The organism is Kitasatospora sp. cg17-2, assembly GCF_054031055.1.
This window is the reverse complement of record NZ_CM132923.1, coordinates 2,222,898-2,239,131: the sequence shown is the minus strand read 5'-3', so window position 1 is coordinate 2,239,131 and position 16,234 is coordinate 2,222,898. Positions and strand designations below refer to the sequence as shown.

Genomic DNA, 16,234 nt, shown 5'->3' with positions numbered 1-16,234 from the left:
CACGCACACGGATAGGCTGCCCGTATGACGAAAAAGCCCGGGCCGGGCGAGGGCGAGGACCTCCTGAACGCCGTGGGGCCGGCCTTCGGGCGGCTGCGGCGCTCCTCACTGCTCGACGTCGAGGACCCGATCTCCCAGAAGGACCTCAGCCGGACACTGGTCCTGCGGATCGTCCAGGACGTCACCGGTCAGGACGACCGTGAGGTCACCGTCGGTGCCGTCGCCGAGCACCTGGGCGTCGACCCCTCGGTGGGCAGTCGCATGGTGTCGGACTGCATCTCCGCCGGATACCTCGTCCGCGCCGCCTCCCAACAGGACGGCCGCCGGACGGTCCTGCTCCTCAGCCCGGAGGGCGAGGAGGTGATGGAGCGCTTCCGCCAGTACCAGCGCTCGGCCTTCGAGCAGATCACCGCGGAGTGGCCCGACAGCGAGCGGCTGGAGTTCGCCCGCCTGATGGTGAAGTACGTCGAATCCCAGGACGCCCTACGCACCCGCCTCCGCCGCACCCCCCGCTGACCCGCCCCGGAACCCCGCCGTCCCTCCTGCGCACGGTGTCCCAAGTGTCGTCGTCCGCGTCGACGGGGGCGTCCTCGTTGTCACCGGGGGGAGCCATACTGCTGGCCATGGCAACGGTTGATCATGATGTCCTGGGCTACTGGAGTCGCGTCGAGACCTGGCTGACCGCGCACGCCCGACAGGGTATGGCGAGGCCGATCCCCGATGCCGCGCGCCTGGACGCGTTCGAGGCGGACCTCGGCCTGCCACTGCCCGCCGATCTGCGGGCCTGGTGGCTGCTGCCCGGTGTCAGCGCGGAGTGCTGGATCCCTGACGGCTTCGCCCCTGTGTCGCTGCACGAGGCGCTGGAGATCCACGAGATCTGGCTCCTGGTCGCCGAACAGGAAGGCGAGTCGTTCGACAAGAACGGCCTGCCCGAGCCTCGCTACCGGCGTGAGTTCATGCCGATCGCGCTGAGTCCCGGAGGTGACGGGCTGATCGTCGACACCCGTCCCGGTGACACCTGCGGTTCGGTGTACCTCTGGGACCACGAGACCTGGATTCTGGACGTCCCGAGGTGGAGCTCGGTCACCGCGATGCTCCAGGACATCGCCCATGCGCTGGAGGCCGGGACGCCCGCGTCGCAGAGCCACGCGGCCCTCGGCGGCTCCCGGAGAGTCGGCACCGCCGCCGTCGACGGCGTACTCGGTCCCACTCGGTGACCCGCCTCTCCGTGTGACCAGCGAGGGCACCTTGCCTCAGTCGGCTGCGGCGGACGATCATGCGTGGATGAGACCGGCAGCGCGGGCCTTCGTGGCCGACGGCCCTCTCCCCGGTCAGAGCGCCGACGAGGAGGAGATCGACCGGCGAGTCGCGCAGCTCGAAGCCGTCACCAAGCCCGTCACCGGAGCCGAAGCCCGGGCGCTCGCCAGCTGCTTCGGCCCCGACGACTGCTACGGACTCGCCTGGACCCTGCTCCACCTCGTCGAAACCGGTCCGAACCCGGTTCTGGCCACCGAACCCGCCCCGAATGCCGGAGAGTGGCACCACCGGCTCTGGGGTCGCATCGTCAACAGTGGGCCGGCTTCCTCGGCTTGACGCGCCGGCCTCGCGGGATGTCTACGATGAGGTCATGAGCGGGAGCCTCCAGGTATCAGGTGCACATAGCTCGCAGGTGGCCGAGGCGGACGAACGGCTGGATGTCGCCGCCGGGATCCTGGCGCTGCTGGCCGACCGGACCCGGCTTGCGCTGCTGCAGCGGCTGAGCGAGGGGGAGGCGGATGTGACGACCCTGACCGAGGCGGCCGGTGCGGCGCGTCCGTCGGTCAGCCAGCACCTGGGCAAGCTGCGGCTGGCCGGGCTGGTGTCCACGCGCAAGGACGGGCGCCGGGTCGTGTACGCGCTGCGGCACGGGCACCTGCGGCGGCTGGTCCAGGAGGCGCTGAGCGTGGCCGATCACCAGATCAGCGGACTGCCGCCGCACGACTGAGCCGCTCCGCGTCGCCCCGTGGTGCCCTTCGATGGGTCTTTCGTTCTCAATAGGTGCACACGTACGCACATGTTGTCCTATCCTGGAGGGGACCCCACCGGCCCGCGCCACCTCGGCGCGCTCCGCACGAACGGAGTCCCCGATGCTCTCCGTCCTCCGCAATCGCACCTACCGGCACCTGTTCGTCGCCCAGGTCGTAGCCCTCGCCGGGACCGGCCTGGCCACCGTGGCGCTGGGCCTGCTCGCCTACGATCTCGCCGGGGCCGACGCCGGGTCGGTGCTCGGCACGGCGCTGGCGATCAAGATGGTCGCCTATGTCGGCATCGCCCCGGTCGTGGCCGCGCTCGCGCACCGGATCCCGCGCCGCAGGCTGCTGGTCGCCGCCGACCTGGCCCGTGCGGGCGTGGCGCTCGCGCTGCCGTTCGTCGGTTCGGTGTGGCAGGTCTACCTGTTGATCTTCGTCCTCCAGGCGGCCTCGGCCACCTTCACCCCGGCGTTCCAGTCGGTGATCCCCGACGTACTGCCCGAGGAGCGCGACTACACCCGGGCGCTGTCGCTCTCCCGGCTCGCCTACGACACGGAGACCCTGGTCAGCCCGGTACTGGCGGCCGCGCTGCTCGCGCTGGTCGGCTACCGGTGGCTGTTCTGGGGGACGGTGATCGGCTTCCTCGCCTCGGCCGTCCTCGTCGTCTCGGTGGTCCTGCCCGGCGCGGTCCTGGCGGCACGGGGCAAGCCGGGCAAGGCCGATGCCGGAAGCCGCTCGGCCGACGCACGTTCGGCCGGTGCGCGTTCTCTGGCCGGGATCCGGCTGTTCCTCTCCGTACCGCGCCTGCGGGCGCTGCTCGCCCTGGACCTCGCGGTGGCGGCCGGTGGCGCCATGGTGATCGTCAACACGGTCGTCTACGTCCGCGAGGAGCTGGGCCGCCCGGCGGGCGACGTCCCGCTCGCCCTCGGCGCGTACGGCGGGGGCTCGATGCTGGTCGCGCTGCTGCTGCCCCGGGTGCTGGACCGGGTCGCCGACCGAACGGTGATGCTGCCGGCCGCCTTCGCCGTCGCGGGCCTGCTCGCCGCCCTGGCGGTCGTCACCACGGCGGGCGGCGGGGCGTGGCGCTGGCCCGCGTTGCTCGCCCTGTGGGCCGGGCTCGGCGCGGCGGGTTCGCTGATCCTGACGCCGGGTGGCCGGCTGCTGAGGGCCGCCGTCCCGCCGGCCGACCTTCCGGCCGCCTTCGCCGCGCAGTTCTCGCTCACCCACGTCTGCTGGCTGCTCGCCTACCCGCTGGCCGGCTGGCTCGGTGCCACCGCCGGGCTCCCGGCGGCCACGGTGGCCCTCGCGGTCCTCGCCCTGGCCTCGGCGGTCCTGGCGGCCCGGGTCTGGCGCACCGAGGCCACGGCCGCCCGGCCTGCTGTCGCCCCGGTGCCGGCCACCGTGACGGTACGCCCCCATCACCGCCAGGCCCCTCGGCCCGTTCACCGGCGCCCGCTGCACGCCCCGTCCGGTCGGGCCCTGGTCCGGCATCACCACCACCGCCACCCCGCGGCCCCCTGACAACGACCGCCCGCCGCGCCCCCGGGAGCCTTCGCTTCCGGGGGCGCTCCACGTCCGTCCCGGAGGGGGAGGGGAGGGGGAAGGGACTCTTCTGCGTCCCCCTTCCTCATGTCGAACTTTGCAAAGTCTGACTTTGCAAAGTGCGGAAAACGGCTACCTGCATGGCGCTGAGCTGGTGTGATGCCCTCGGCACTTTGCAAATAGCCCCTATTTGCAAAGTGCCGAGCGGGGCGCGCGAGGGCGCCCCGGCCCGGGCCGTCCGCACTCCAGCGGCCCGGGTGACGCCCGGCCATCGAGGTCGTTGCTCCCGGCGGAGGCGCCGGTGGGCGGGTGCGGTCCGCGCCGACTGCCAGGCTGGACCGCGAGTGTCGACAGCAGGGGAAGGCCTCGACGGCCCGGGCCGGGTCGTGTGACCTGCCGGGCCGACCAGGGAGGATGCGTCCTGGTGCCCGGCCGACGGCTGATTTCGGAATCGGGGTGGACCCAGGGCTCGCATGTTGATTCATGTTCGATATTGTTTGTTCATGTGGTTGAAGGGAAGCCCCAGGAGAGGGAGCACGTCATGGCCCCAACGGTGACCGACGCGACCGGCCAGCCCGGCGCGAGCGGGTCGGCAGAAGCGAGCGGAACGACCGGCACCGCCGCGCCGCCGGCCTGAGCGCTCAGGCCGGCGCAAGCACGCAGGCCGGTACGAGCAGGCAGGCCGGTGCGACGACCAGGACGGTCACCGAACTGGCCGACGGCCGCGAGCTGATCTACTACGACCGGGGCACGCCGCCCACCGACCGGGCCGTCGCCGACCTGCGTCCGCTGGACGCCGTCGCGCCCTCCTCGGAGGTCCGGCAGGACCCGATGACCGGTGCCTGGGTGACCGTCGCCGCCCACCGCCAGGCCCGCACCTACCACCCGCCGGCCGACGAGTGCCCGCTCTGCCCCAGCCGCGAGGGCCGGCTGAGCGAGATCCCGGCCGGCGACTACCAGGTGGCCGTCTTCGAGAACCGCTTCCCCTCCCTCGCGGGCGAGCCCGGAACCCACCCCGTGCCGCCGGCCCTCGACGACCCGCTGCACAGCCGCAGGCCGGGCGTCGGCCGGTGCGAGGTGGTCTGCTTCACCGCCGACCACGACGCCTCCTTCGCCGACCTCGACGAGGACCACGCCCGCCTGGTGCTGGACGCCTGGACCGACCGCACCGCCGAACTCTCCGCGCTGCCCGGCGTCCGCCAGGTCTACTGCTTCGAGAACCGCGGCACCGAGATCGGCGTCACCCTCGCCCACCCGCACGGCCAGGTCTACGCGCTGCCGTTCGTCCCCCCGCGCACGGCCAAGATGATCGACCGGGCCGCCCGGCACCGTGCCGCCACCGGCCGCAACCTCTTCGACGACCTCGTGGCCGCCGAGCGCGCCTCCGCCGACAGCCTGATCGCCGGTAGTTCCGCAGTCGGCCCCGCCGGCAGTCCCGCCGCCGACAGCGCCCCGGGCGACCGCCCCGAGGACAGCCGGGTCGTCCTGGCCGGGGAGCACTGGACCGCGTTCGTGCCCTTCGCCGCCCGCTGGCCCTACGAGGTCCACCTCTTCCCCAACCGCCGCGTCCCCGACTTCACCGGGCTGAACGAGGACGAGCGCGCCGAGTTCCCCCGGATCTACCTCGACCTGCTGCGCCGCTTCGACCGGCTCTTCAGCGACGGCGACCGGCAGGTCCGCGCGCCCTACATCGCCGCCTGGCACCAGGCCCCGGCCGGCCACGAGGACGAACTCGCCCTCCACCTGGAGCTGTTCACCGTCCGGCGGACGGCGGACAAGCTCAAGTACCTGGCCGGTACCGAGTCCGGGATGGAGGCGTTCATGAACGACGTCGCCCCGGAGTTCGCCGCCCGGCGACTGCGCGAGGTCGGCCAGGCCGGACCGGCGAACCCGACCGCCCCGACCGGCACCACCCCCGCCGCCGGTTCGACCCCCGCCGTCGGCCCGGCCTCCCCGACCGGTCCCACTCCCGCCGTCGACCCGGCCCCCGCGACCGGCCCCACCCCCGCCCCGACCGCCGAGGAAGCGCAGCGATGACCCCCACGTCCCCCACACCCCCGTCCGCCGCCTTCGAGGAGCTCTACGGCCACGCCCCCGAGGGCGTCTGGGCGGCTCCCGGCCGGGTCAACCTGATCGGCGAACACACCGACTACAACGACGGGTTCGTCCTCCCGATCGCCCTCCCGCAGGCCGTCCGCGCCTACGCCCGCCGCCGCGCCGACGGCGTGCTGCGCCTCGCCTCGACCCGGGTCCCCGGCGAGGTCGTCGAGCTGGACGTCGCCGGGCTGGCCCCGGGCGGCGTGTCCGGCTGGGCCGCGTACCCCGCCGCGGTCGTGTGGACGCTGCGCGAGGCGGGCCACCGGATCGGCGGTGCCGACGTCCTGCTCGACAGCGACGTGCCCGGCGGCGCCGGCCTCTCCTCCTCCGCCGCGCTGGAGTGCGCGGTCGCGATCACCTACAACGACCTGTACGAACTCGGCCTGGAAGCCGCCGAACTGGCCAAGGTCGCGCAGCGCGCCGAGAACGACTTCGTCGGCGTCCCCTGCGGAATCATGGACCAGATGGCCTCGATGGCCTGCAGTGCCGGGACCGCCCTGCACCTGGACACGCGTGACCTGTCCGCTCGGTACGTTCCGCTCGACCTGGCGGGCTCGGGCCTCACCCTCCTGGTCCTCGACACCCGGGTGCAGCACGACCTCGCCGACGGCGCCTACGCCGCTCTGCGGGCCGGTTGCGAACGCGCCGCCGCGCTCCTGGGGCTGCCGGCGCTGCGCGACCTCGCCGCCGCCGACCTCCCCGCGGCCCTGGACCGGCTGCCGGCCGAACTGGTCCCGCTGGTCCGGCACGTGGTGACCGAGAACGGCCGGGTCGAGCAGACCATGCGGGAACTGGAGCAGCACGGGCCGGCCGCCCTCGGGCCGATCCTCACCGCAGGCCACGCCTCGCTGCGCGACGACTACCGGACGTCCTGCCCGGAGACGGACCTCGCCGTCTCCGTCGCCGTCACGGCCGGGGCGCTCGGCGCGCGGATGACCGGCGGCGGCTTCGGCGGTTCGGTGATCGCTCTGACCCGTACGGCCGACGCGGACGCGGTGGCCAAGGCGGTCATCGAGGCCTTCCTCGCGGAGGGTTGGGCCGAGCCGCACGTCTACCGGGCCGTGCCCTCCGCCGGCGCCCGCCGGGAGTCCTGACCACCCCCGCCCCCGTCGCGCCGCCGCGACCCCGCGACCCCCGCGACCGCGTCCGCCCCCGCCGACCCCCGGCGGGGGCGGACGCACGCCCGGGCAACTCGGCCTCCACGGCTGGGTGGTCCTGCCGGACCCGGGGTCGGACCGGGCCTGGTTCGCCCCTCCGCCCGGCGGTGAGGCTGGGCCCATGACCAACACCCACCGGAACACCCTTACCAGCCAGGGCCAGGACCAGGACTTCGACGGCCGAACCGTGCTGGTCACCGGAGGCACGAGCGGCATGGGCCTCGCCACCGCCCGGGTGCTGCTGGACCGCGGCGCCAACGTGGTGATCACCGGCCGCGACGACGCCCGCCTCGCCCGCGCCGAGGCCGAACTCGCCCGGGCCGAACTCACCCGGGCCGGAGTCACCGAAGCCGGAGTCACCCAGGCCGGAGTCACCCAAACCGGACGCGCCGCCGCCGGGCGGGTCTTCGCGGTGCGCGCCGACTCCGCCCGTCCGGCCGACCTGGCCCGGTTGGCCGAGTTGGTGGGGGAGCGGTACGGCCATCTGCACGGGGTGTTCGCCAACGCCGGGGTCGGCGTCTTCGAGGCCCCGGCGGAGGTGACCGAGGAGAGCTTCGACCGCACCGTGGACGTCAACTTCAAGGGCGTCTTCTTCACCGTCCAGCACGCCCTGCCGCTGCTGGAGCGGGCCCCGGGCGGCGGCGCCGCGATCGTCCTCAACGCCTCCTGGACCCTGCACCGGGGCCTGCCCGACGCCCCGGTGTACGCGGCGACCAAGGCCGCCGTGCACAACCTCGCCCGCACCCTCGGCAGCGCGTTCGCCGGGCGGGGCGTGCGGATCAACTCGGTGAGCCCGGGCTACATCGTCACCGGGATGTTCCACGAGGTGATCACCGAACCGGCCCAGCAGGAAGCCGTGCGGGCGCGGGTGCCGCTCGGCCGGCTGGGGGAGGCGGCGGACGTCGCCGAGACCGTCGCCTTCCTGCTCTCGCCCCGGGCCGCCTACATCACCGGCCAGGACCTCGTCGTGGACGGCGGCGTGGTCGCGGTCGCGGGCCCCTGACGGGACGCGGGCCCCTGACGAGCCGAGGGGCCACGCGGTTCTGCCGGTCTGCCCCGTCCAGCGGTGGCTGCCTGGTCCTGCCAGGGCCAGGCAGCCGGAACGCCGACCGGACAGAATGACCGCATGAGCGCGAACCGAACGAGCCGCCCCGACCCCGCCTCCGCTGCCGGCACCTCCTCCGCTGCCGGCACCGCCACCAGCGCCGCCACCGCCGGTACCCCGAGCGGCCTCGCCGAGTTCCTGCGCACCCGCCGCTCCCGGCTCCGTCCCGAGGACGTCGACCTCCCCGACTTCGGCGGCCGCCGCCGGGTGGCGGGCCTGCGCCGCGAGGAGCTCGCCCAACTCGCCGGTGTCAGCGTCGACTACTACACCCGGCTCGAACAGGGCCGGGTCGGCAACCCGTCGGACGCCGTGCTCGACGCCGTCGCCCGCGCGCTGCGCCTCGACCCCGAGGAGGCCGGCCACCTGCACCGCCTCGCCCGCACCCGCCCGACCCGGGCCGGTGGCTCCGGCGGCACCGGAGGCACCGGTCGAGGCCAGGCCCGGGGCTCCGCCGCGCCGCAGAAGGTCCGGCCGTCGATGGCCCGGCTGCTCGACGCGATGCCCGACGTGCCGGCCGTGGTGATGGGCCGCCGGATGGACATCCTGGCCTGGAACAGCGCCGCCGCCGCCCTCCTCGGCGACTACGCCACGCTCGCCCCGGCCGAGCGGAACATCGCCCGGATCACCTTCCTCGACCCGGCCTCGCGCACCCTCTTCGACGACTGGGTGGGCTGCGCGCGGGAGAACGTCGCCTTCCTCCACCTGGAGGCCGGCCGCCGCCCCGACGACCCCCGGCTCGCCGAACTGATCGGCGAACTCTCGGTGCGCAGCCAGGAGTTCCGCCAGTGGTGGGCGGAGCACCCGGTCCGCGACAAGACCTCCGGCCACAAGGTGTTCCGCCACCCGCTGGTCGGCCGGATGGAACTGGTCTACGACACCCTCCGCTCCGCCGACGACCCCGACCAGGCCCTGGTCACCTACACCGCCGACCCCGGCAGCCCCTCCGAGGACGCCCTGCGGATGCTGATCTCCTGGGAGGCCGACCGCGTCGCCCGGCCGCCCCGCTAGCGCCCGGCCGGTCGATCATGTGCGAAGCCGGCTGACGAGGGCGGCCGCGATAGCGGTGCCGAGGCGGACGTAGCGGTGCCTGTCGTATCGGACGGCGACTGCTCCGGAGTGTTCGCGCGTGTTGAAGGCCGTTCGACGGTGTTGCGCTTCTTGTACCGCTCCCCGCCGAAGTCTGGTGGTCGTCCGTCGCGAGAGCCCTTGCGCAGGCGGGCGACGAGACTCTGCCACGGCGTCTCGTGCCGGAGCTCTGCCGCTCCAACCCCCTTTTGAGGCCAGGGCCGACGGCGGACCGGCGCGGGCACCGGCCGCGTGCTGGTCGGCACGGACGATGGTGGAGCCCACCGAGAGTCCTAGGCCGTGTCTCATAATTGATCTTGTGGTGGGGCGAGGAGAGATAACCGACGCGGCATGGTCGCGGATAGAGCCGCTACTTCCGCAGCGCGATGGCGCTGGATGTCCGTGGCGAGACCATCGGCAGGTCGCGAACGGGGTGCTGTGGCGGCTCCGCACCGGGGCGCCCTGGCGCGATCTGCCCGAGCGGTATGGCCCGTGGCAGACCGTCTACCGGCGCTTCGCCCGGTGGGAGAAGGACGGCACCTGGGCCAGACTGCTGCAACAGGTCCAGGTCCGCGACGACGCGGTGGGTGCCGTGGAGTGGACGGTCTCCGTTGACTCCACGGTCGCCCGAGCGCATCAGCATGCCGCGGGCGCCCGTAAAAAGGGGCTGAAGCAGGGGACGAATCGGAAGATCCGGCAGCTGTCACGCGTCGCGAGGCGCTCGGCCGGTCCCGGGGCGGGCTGACGACCAAGGTCCACCTGGCGGTCGACGGCCGGGGTCTGCCGCTCTCGATCGTGCTCAGCGCCGGGAACACGGCGGACTGCACCATGTTCCCGGCCGTGTTGGACGCGATCCGCATTCCGCGGACCGGCGCCGGACGCCCTCGCACGAAGCTCGACCGGGTCGTTGCGGACAAAGCCTATTCGTCCCGGAAGATCCGCCGCCTGCTGCGGCGCCGCGGCATCAAGGCGACCATCCCCGAGCGCCGGGACCAGATCGCCAACCGAGCCCGCCGCGCAGGCGGGGGTGGCCGGCCACCGGCCTTCGACAAAGTCGCCTACCGGGGGCGGAACGTCGTCGAGCGGTGCTTCGCACGGTTGAAGCAATTCCGCGCCGTGGCAACCCGGTTCGACAAGCTGGCGGCCCGCTACCGGGCCAGCGTGGTCATCGCCGCCCTGTTCCTCTGGCTCAGGGCCGACGGGTGATCATCGTGTTCAGTCCGAGTTGAACCACACCAGCACACCGGGACCGTCCGGTGTGATCACCGGAACCCAGGCCTCATCGGTCTCACGGACTCGGCTCTCGTCCAGCTGCAGAGCGTGCGGCTCCTCGGTGGTCCCATCGGATGCCCAGTAGCGGATGGCGCCGATGATCTCCCGGAGTGTGTCCCGCTCGTCATCCGGCCACCCGTAGTTCCAGGTGCCGGCACCGCGGAAGTCCTTTTCGAACAGCTCGCGCAGCGTGTCCAGCTCATCAGGGCCGAACAGCGGCACCAGGAAGCCTTCGACCTGCCCCTGCCGACAGGCCGTTCCGCCGTACTGCTGCTGATAGCAGATCCCGGTCTTTGCTTCGACCACCACATACAGCCAGCCACCGGCACTCATGCCGTCGGGATCGAGGAAGACGAAGCGCCGAGAGCTCATGGCGACAGTCTTCCGGGCTGCCGACCACGCGCTCAACGACATTTCAGCCCGCAAGATCAATTACGAGACACGGCCTAAGAACTCACCTCGGCCGGTGGGGTGTTGTGGGTCATGATGAGCTGAGCCATCCGGTGCAGCCGGTGCCAGACGTGTGCGGCGCTGTCGTCCTCGGCGAGCCGGGGAAGGACGCTCTCGAGCTGGCCGAGAAGGAGATCCACGGTCGCCATCCCTCGCTCGTGGAGGGAACCGCCGTTGGCGAGCCACGTGTGAGTGCAGCCCGCCAGCCTGGTATCGAGCGACACCAGATCGACGCCCGCGACCTCGAGGCTGTTCCACCCGCGGTCCCACGGCTCGTTCCGGTGTTCCTCCCGCAGGCACGCCACCACGGCTACAGGGTCTTCAACAGCATTCATGCTCTGCATCATCGCGGTGCCGCCTCGGATGCGAAAGGCCGAGGCCGAGCGCCGCCACCCGAATCCGCACCCAGGACATCATCCCGCCGCTCGCCTACCGATGCGGTCTGCCCATTCGACACAGCGACGATCGACGATCCGGTCGAGTTCGACGCGCCACGTCAGGTCCAGGCCGTAGCTGCCGAGGCGAACCAGCAGCTCGGCCAAGGTCACGTAGTGCTTCCGATCCAGGCAGGAAACGTGATTCCTTTCATCCCCGCCTCCGCTTCGGCTGTGAAGCGTGCGACATTCGGTTCCCTTCGTCCGGCGAGGACCGGGCCACCGCCCTGATCGGCTCGAACGACCCGGCGGACCGCCCCTGGCCTCCCTCACCGCCCGGGCCGTTCCTTCGGGCGGTAGTTTGGGCCCGCCTCCTCGATGTACGTCAGCAGGGCCGACCCGGCGGACGTGACGTCCAGGTCGACGACCACCTCCTCGTCCTCCCAGCGGCCGTGCTCCGAGATGACGAGGCCGATCAGGGCGACGTCGCCCGCCCGGCCCCGCAGCTCGTACTGCTCGATGCTCTCGCCGCGCAGCCCGTCGTCCGGGTCGTCGCGCTCCCAGGCGTCCACCGCGGCCTGCGCCACGGCCCTGGGCAGCCGCACCGTCACCCGGCCGACCTGGGCGTGGACGTGCTCGCCGATCGCGGCCAGCACCTTCGATTCCTCCCGGTACACGGCGTACCGCTCCTCGTTCACCATGGGGCGACGCTACTCGGGCAGCCGGGCCCGGTTCGACCGAATTCCACCGCGCCCCACCGGCCCACCGCCTCGCCGGCCCACCGCGCCCCACCGTCCGACCGCGACCCACCGCACACGGGACCATCGGCCCGCCCGGTTCCACCCGTCCGGCCCTGGCGGCGGGCCCGGTCCGGGGGTGGGATGGAGGTGACCGGGGCCCGGGGGGTCGGGAAGCGGCTCCGGCGGCACGAAGGGCAGGAATACGAACATGAAGGCCGCCGTCGTCCACGACTTCACCCAGCCGCTCGTGATCGAGGAGCGTCCGGTCCCCGAGCCCGGCCCGCACCAGGTGCGGGTCCGGATCGAGGCCTCCGGCCTGTGCCACACCGACATCCACGCCGCGCACGGCGACTGGCCGGTCCGGCCGACCCCGCCGTTCGTGCCCGGGCACGAGGGCGTCGGCATCGTCGAGGCGGCCGGCGCCGAGGTCCGGCACGTCCGGGTCGGCGAACGGGTGGCGATCCCGTGGCTCGCCGACGCCTGCGGCCGCTGCGACCACTGCGTCTCCGGCTGGGAGACCCTCTGCACCCGGCAGCACAACAGCGGCTACTCCGTCGACGGCGCCTACGCCGAGCAGGCCCTCGCCCACGGCGACTACGTCGTCCCCGTCCCCGACGGCCTCGACCCGATGGACGCCGCCCCGCTTTCCTGCGCCGGTGTCACCACCTACAAGGCGCTCAAGGTCTCCGGCGCCGGACCCGGCACCCGCGTCCTGGTCTCCGGCATCGGCGGCCTCGGCCACCTCGCCCTCCAGTACGCCCGCCTGGCCGGCGCCGAGACCATCGCCGTCGACGTCACCGACGACAAGCTCGCCCTCGCCCGCGAACTCGGCGCGGACCACGTCCTCGACGCCCGCGTCCAGGACGTCGCCGCCGAGGTCCAGAAGCTGGGCGGCGCCCACGCGGCGATCGCCCTCGCCGTCAGCAACGCCTCCTTCCAGGCCGCCTACGCCTCGCTGCGCCGCGGCGGCACCCTCGTCCTGGTCGCCCTGCCCGCCGAGGGCAGGCTCGAACTCCCGGTCTTCGACACCGTCCTGAACGGCACCAGGGTGATCGGCTCCATCGTCGGCACCCGCCAGGACCTCGCGGAGGTCTTCCGCCTCCACGCCCTCGGCCGCACCCGCGTGATCCGCGAGACCCGCCGCCTCGCCGACGTCAACACCTGCTTCGACGAGGTCCTCTCCGGCCGCACCCCCGCCCGCCTGGTCTTCGACCTGCGCTGACCACCCGCCGGCTCCCGGCGGAAGGCTCCCGCCGAAGCGCCCGCCCCCGCCCGCCCCCGCCCGCCCCCGTCGTCCGGGGGGCGGGCGCTCCGGCGTCCGGCCTCTCTCGTTCCGGAGGAGCCGGCAGAGGACGCGGACTCGTCGACAGGTGATCACCCGGCAGCCCGACTTGAGGCGTGCCGTGAGGGCTTCGGCACGGTTCTGCCGGCTCCGCCAGCACGTTTGCGCAGGTGGAGGAGGATCGGCAGGCGCGGTAAACCGGATTGCCAGCTCGCCTTCGGACGCACTAGCGTTCGGTCGCGCACTGATCGTCGCCCAGGGGGAACCTGTCCGACGTTCGATCAGAACGCTTATCGAATCGGACAAATGCCCCTCGAATGTCGGCCGCCTGTGATCGATGCGGCTGCCGATCGTCGAGCGAGGGCGCTCTGCCGTGAAGGGCTGACCGACACACCATGCGTATTGCCCGTCCATTCACCGGCCGGCGGGGCCGGCTGGTGAGAAACCTGGCGCCCCTGTGCGCGATCGGCCTCGCCCTGGCGGTTCCCGGAACCGCCTTCGCGGAAGCCCGTACCCCGGCCGCGTCGACGGCCGTCGTGGCCGGCGACGTCGACCTTGACGCCGTTCCGGACTACCTCGCACCGGCCGCCGACGGCTCGCTGGTCCTGTTCCGGGGCGGCAGCGGAGGCACGGCCGCACCCGAGACGGCCTCCCCGGCGGACCGGAGTCCTCGACAGGACGGCTGGGGCAACTACCTGCTGGCCCACCGAGGTGCCGTAATGGGGGTCGGTGACTCCCTGTTCGCCTACCACACGACCGAGAAGCAGCTCTACCTCTACGTCAACGACGCGAACGCGGCCCAGGGCGCCATCGCCGGTCACTTCGCCCGTACTGTCGTCCAACTGGGCACCAGCAGCATGTGCGAGCGGGGCATCGACGGGACCTGGGACCACATCACCCGGATGACGGCCGTGCAGCGGGGCACCGGCGAGACCAGTCTGGTCACCGTCGAGAAGGGGCACCTCCGCTTCTACCCCGCCAGTTTCCTCGCCGGCTGCAAGCTCGGCGCGGGTGTCGAACTCGGCGCCCAGGGCGACGACTGGAGCGGCTTCACCCTGATGTACCCGGGTGAGGTCAACGGCGTGCCGACCCTGTGGGCGCGGGACACCGTGACCGGGGCCGTCGCCGACCTGCCCTTGCCGCTGAACGCCAACGGCGGACTCCTGAACGGGTTCACGCCGCTGTCGCTGCCCGCCCACAAGCCCCTGACGTCGGCGCTCCAGGGCGCCGGCGGCACGAGCCTGTGCGCCGACGTCGACCACGGTGGAGCGGCCAACGGCACGGCGACCCTGCTGGAGGACTGCACCGACCAGGGCGCGGCGTCCAGCCAGGCGTTCACCTTCGGCACCGACGGTTCCGTGCACGTCCTCGGCAAGTGCCTCGACGTCACCGGCGCCAACACCGAGAACGGCTCGCCCGTCAACGTGTGGGACTGCAACGGCAGCGCGGCCCAGACCTGGGTGGCCGGCCCCTACCCGGGCACGCTGAAGAACCCGAACGCGGACAAGTGCCTCGACGCCGGGGCCGGCGCTAACGTGGGCGACCACCTGGTGATCCAGGACTGCCACGACGGGGCAAGCGGTCGCTGGACGCCGTCCGCCGCCCACTCCCTGCTTCCGTTCGGTCTCGCGCAGGGTGCCTTCCCCGCCGTGGACTCTCCCGGTGACATCAACAGCGACGGCTATCCGGACCTGATCGTCACCGCGGCCGACGGCAAGGCGTTCCAGTACCCGGGCGCCGCTCCGGACGGGGACCGGCCTCGCTTCGGCGGGCCGCTGGAACTCGGGCTGCGGCTCTCCGACCCCTACAGCGTCGTGTCCATCTACAGCCAGGGCCGCTGCCTCGACAACTACGGTGCGCCGAACGGCGGCGCGGTGCGCCTCTACGACTGCTGGAACGGCGCGAGCCAGAAGTTCGCCTTCGGCTCCGACGGCACCCTGCGCACCGGCGGCCGTTGCGTGGCCGTCCAGGACGACCGGACCAACTGGGGCGCGCCGGTCGTCGTCACGGACTGCCGGGGCGCGGTCGGCCAGATCTGGCAGTACCGCGAGGACGGCTCGATCTACAACCCGGCCTCGAACGCCTGTCTGGAGCTCCCGGGCTGGAACGATGCCAACAGCACGGCGCTGGGCATCTGGGGTTGCTACGGCAACCCCAACCAGCGGTGGACCCTCCAGCCCAACACCGCCTGACCGACCCGCAGGACGTCGCGACGCCAAGAAGCCCCGTCAGATCTCGGGCGGACTTCACGGGGCGTTGCCATACGTGGTTGGTCGATCAGGCCGCGGAAATCTGTGCGGGACGCTCGGCCGGGGTTTCCCGGCCGAGCGTTTTGCGTGGGCGGCCGTCTCGGCGCCTCGGCCCCCAGCCCAGTGAGCACACCAGGTGCGTGGGCTGGGCCTGGACGGTCTTCACGAGTGCGTCGCGGACCTGTTCGGCGGTGCGGCCGCGGGGAAGGCGCAGGCGCATCACCCGGCCGGACACGGCGGCGGGCGCCCGCTCGGGTCGAGCGGGCGCCCGGAGCCTGTTCGGATCCGTCCGGCCGTTGTGCCACTCGCGTGCAGTCCGTTTGTGGACGGCGACGAACCACCCGTTTGTGCGGCACCCGTCCGCTGAGGTTGCCGTCAACTACTGCCGTCAGCAGCCCAGAAAGGCCCACCAATACCCTCTGGTGGGCCTTTCTGCGTGAGTCGATCAGTATCAAGAACCTTCAGGATCCGTCGGCGCCACGAGTGCCGAAGGGGAAGTTAATCACCCTGGAGCACACCATCTCGTCGACGGTACCTGAAGAAACTAATCCTGCCAACCGATCCCACGGCGCACAGCGACTCGCTTGCACACAACAAAACCCTTGTGGGTGGCATCTGAAACCTCAAGGTTCATGAACCCGCGCTCATAGCGGCCTGGCGCTTGCAAAAACCCATCCATTTCCGATGCATCGGCCGCAATCACCACGGTGAGGTTTTTATAGTCGGTCGCAAGCTTCATTCCGATCACGGAAGTAAAGACGACATCTACATAATGATCGTAGTCCTCGCCGGGGCGCCCGCGTAGGATGAGCGTTCGATGTGACTTGCTGTATGACCACAGCTGGAAAGGGTGCTCCAGGTCCAGCGGTAGCGATTCATTGCCTTCGGGCAT

At 72.3% G+C, this 16,234-nt stretch carries 17 protein-coding genes; 12 read left to right on the top strand and 5 right to left on the bottom strand.

Annotation, left to right across the window (positions count from 1 at the left end; translation table 11 throughout):
• Positions 1–24: 24 nt before the first annotated feature.
• From ACW14Y_RS08710 to ACW14Y_RS08665, 10 genes are all read left to right on the top strand, one after another.
• A complete protein-coding gene (locus tag ACW14Y_RS08710; protein ID WP_380386312.1) occupies positions 25–516 on the top strand; it encodes a MarR family winged helix-turn-helix transcriptional regulator in 492 nt (163 codons plus the stop codon).
• Positions 517–623: 107 nt separating this feature from the next.
• Complete coding sequence (locus ACW14Y_RS08705; protein ID WP_380386309.1) at positions 624–1,217, top strand: SMI1/KNR4 family protein; 594 nt, start codon at positions 624–626, stop codon at positions 1,215–1,217.
• A gap of 67 nt (positions 1,218–1,284) precedes the next feature.
• Positions 1,285–1,593 (top strand): hypothetical protein, encoded by a 309-nt coding sequence (locus tag ACW14Y_RS08700; protein WP_456986422.1) that lies wholly within the window; start codon positions 1,285–1,287, stop codon positions 1,591–1,593.
• 34 nt (positions 1,594–1,627) lie between these two features.
• A complete protein-coding gene (locus ACW14Y_RS08695) occupies positions 1,628–1,984 on the top strand; it encodes an ArsR/SmtB family transcription factor (RefSeq protein WP_380303110.1) in 357 nt (118 codons plus the stop codon).
• A gap of 142 nt (positions 1,985–2,126) precedes the next feature.
• Positions 2,127–3,530 carry an MFS transporter gene (locus tag ACW14Y_RS08690; protein ID WP_456986421.1) on the top strand — a complete coding sequence of 468 codons (1,404 nt, stop codon included), beginning with the start codon at positions 2,127–2,129 and terminating at the stop codon, positions 3,528–3,530.
• Positions 3,531–4,382: 852 nt separating this feature from the next.
• Positions 4,383–5,588, top strand: a complete 1,206-nt coding sequence (locus ACW14Y_RS08685; protein WP_456986420.1) for a galactose-1-phosphate uridylyltransferase — start codon at positions 4,383–4,385, stop codon at positions 5,586–5,588.
• Positions 5,585–6,742 carry a galactokinase gene (gene galK, locus ACW14Y_RS08680; protein ID WP_456986419.1) on the top strand — a complete coding sequence of 386 codons (1,158 nt, stop codon included), beginning with the start codon at positions 5,585–5,587 and terminating at the stop codon, positions 6,740–6,742. The genes ACW14Y_RS08685 and galK overlap by 4 nt, the downstream gene beginning before the upstream one ends.
• A 184-nt stretch (positions 6,743–6,926) precedes the next feature.
• Entirely contained in the window at positions 6,927–7,808 is an 882-nt protein-coding gene (locus tag ACW14Y_RS08675) for an SDR family NAD(P)-dependent oxidoreductase (protein WP_456986418.1), read from the top strand.
• 123 nt (positions 7,809–7,931) lie between these two features.
• A complete protein-coding gene (locus ACW14Y_RS08670; RefSeq protein ID WP_456986417.1) occupies positions 7,932–8,918 on the top strand; it encodes a helix-turn-helix transcriptional regulator in 987 nt (328 codons plus the stop codon).
• A 379-nt stretch (positions 8,919–9,297) separates the two neighbouring features.
• Positions 9,298–10,181, top strand: a protein-coding gene (locus ACW14Y_RS08665) for an IS5 family transposase (protein ID WP_456988110.1) whose coding sequence is annotated in 2 segments (ribosomal slippage) — positions 9,298–9,667 and positions 9,667–10,181 — 885 coding nt in all. Because the reading frame shifts where the segments join, the coding sequence is not laid out codon by codon here.
• Positions 10,182–10,190: 9 nt separating this feature from the next.
• Here the strand turns inward: ACW14Y_RS08665 and ACW14Y_RS08660 are convergent.
• The 4 genes from ACW14Y_RS08660 to ACW14Y_RS08645 all read right to left on the bottom strand — a co-directional run bounded on the left by ACW14Y_RS08660 (position 10,191) and on the right by ACW14Y_RS08645 (position 11,772).
• Positions 10,191–10,619 carry a DUF6210 family protein gene (locus ACW14Y_RS08660; RefSeq protein WP_456986416.1) on the bottom strand — a complete coding sequence of 143 codons (429 nt, stop codon included), beginning with the start codon at positions 10,617–10,619 and terminating at the stop codon, positions 10,191–10,193.
• Between the two features lie 74 nt (positions 10,620–10,693).
• A complete protein-coding gene (locus ACW14Y_RS08655; protein WP_456986415.1) occupies positions 10,694–11,044 on the bottom strand; it encodes a hypothetical protein in 351 nt (116 codons plus the stop codon).
• A gap of 66 nt (positions 11,045–11,110) precedes the next feature.
• Positions 11,111–11,245 (bottom strand): hypothetical protein, encoded by a 135-nt coding sequence (locus tag ACW14Y_RS08650; RefSeq protein ID WP_456986414.1) that lies wholly within the window; start codon positions 11,243–11,245, stop codon positions 11,111–11,113.
• A gap of 155 nt (positions 11,246–11,400) precedes the next feature.
• The gene (locus ACW14Y_RS08645; RefSeq protein ID WP_456986413.1) at positions 11,401–11,772 is read right to left on the bottom strand and encodes a hypothetical protein; all 372 of its coding nucleotides are present in this window, start codon (positions 11,770–11,772) and stop codon (positions 11,401–11,403) included.
• Between the two features lie 247 nt (positions 11,773–12,019).
• On the opposite strand from ACW14Y_RS08645, the gene adhP reads away from it, so the two are divergent.
• Together adhP and ACW14Y_RS08635 are read left to right on the top strand one after the other, a co-directional pair.
• Positions 12,020–13,033, top strand: coding sequence for an alcohol dehydrogenase AdhP (adhP, locus tag ACW14Y_RS08640; protein WP_456986412.1), 1,014 nt, complete (start codon positions 12,020–12,022; stop codon positions 13,031–13,033).
• 497 nt (positions 13,034–13,530) lie between these two features.
• Complete coding sequence (locus tag ACW14Y_RS08635; protein ID WP_456986411.1) at positions 13,531–15,285, top strand: ricin-type beta-trefoil lectin domain protein; 1,755 nt, start codon at positions 13,531–13,533, stop codon at positions 15,283–15,285.
• A 601-nt stretch (positions 15,286–15,886) separates the two neighbouring features.
• Here ACW14Y_RS08635 and ACW14Y_RS08630 read toward each other — a convergent pair.
• Positions 15,887–16,234 (bottom strand): hypothetical protein, encoded by a 348-nt coding sequence (locus ACW14Y_RS08630; RefSeq protein ID WP_456986410.1) that lies wholly within the window; start codon positions 16,232–16,234, stop codon positions 15,887–15,889.

Bases quoted from the DNA above. Each gene is read 5' to 3' on its own strand.
- ACW14Y_RS08710 (WP_380386312.1), top strand. From the start codon at position 25: ATGACGAAAAAGCCCGGGCCGGGCGAGGGCGAGGACCTCCTGAACGCC.
- ACW14Y_RS08705 (WP_380386309.1), top strand. From the start codon at position 624: ATGGCAACGGTTGATCATGATGTCCTGGGCTACTGGAGTCGCGTCGAG.
- ACW14Y_RS08700 (WP_456986422.1), top strand. From the start codon at position 1,285: ATGAGACCGGCAGCGCGGGCCTTCGTGGCCGACGGCCCTCTCCCCGGT.
- ACW14Y_RS08695 (WP_380303110.1), top strand. From the start codon at position 1,628: ATGAGCGGGAGCCTCCAGGTATCAGGTGCACATAGCTCGCAGGTGGCC.
- ACW14Y_RS08690 (WP_456986421.1), top strand. From the start codon at position 2,127: ATGCTCTCCGTCCTCCGCAATCGCACCTACCGGCACCTGTTCGTCGCC.
- ACW14Y_RS08685 (WP_456986420.1), top strand. From the start codon at position 4,383: ATGACCGGTGCCTGGGTGACCGTCGCCGCCCACCGCCAGGCCCGCACC.
- galK (WP_456986419.1), top strand. From the start codon at position 5,585: ATGACCCCCACGTCCCCCACACCCCCGTCCGCCGCCTTCGAGGAGCTC.
- ACW14Y_RS08675 (WP_456986418.1), top strand. From the start codon at position 6,927: ATGACCAACACCCACCGGAACACCCTTACCAGCCAGGGCCAGGACCAG.
- ACW14Y_RS08670 (WP_456986417.1), top strand. From the start codon at position 7,932: ATGAGCGCGAACCGAACGAGCCGCCCCGACCCCGCCTCCGCTGCCGGC.
- ACW14Y_RS08660 (WP_456986416.1), bottom strand. From the start codon at position 10,619: ATGAGCTCTCGGCGCTTCGTCTTCCTCGATCCCGACGGCATGAGTGCC.
- ACW14Y_RS08655 (WP_456986415.1), bottom strand. From the start codon at position 11,044: ATGATGCAGAGCATGAATGCTGTTGAAGACCCTGTAGCCGTGGTGGCG.
- ACW14Y_RS08645 (WP_456986413.1), bottom strand. From the start codon at position 11,772: ATGGTGAACGAGGAGCGGTACGCCGTGTACCGGGAGGAATCGAAGGTG.
- adhP (WP_456986412.1), top strand. From the start codon at position 12,020: ATGAAGGCCGCCGTCGTCCACGACTTCACCCAGCCGCTCGTGATCGAG.
- ACW14Y_RS08630 (WP_456986410.1), bottom strand. From the start codon at position 16,234: ATGCCCGAAGGCAATGAATCGCTACCGCTGGACCTGGAGCACCCTTTC.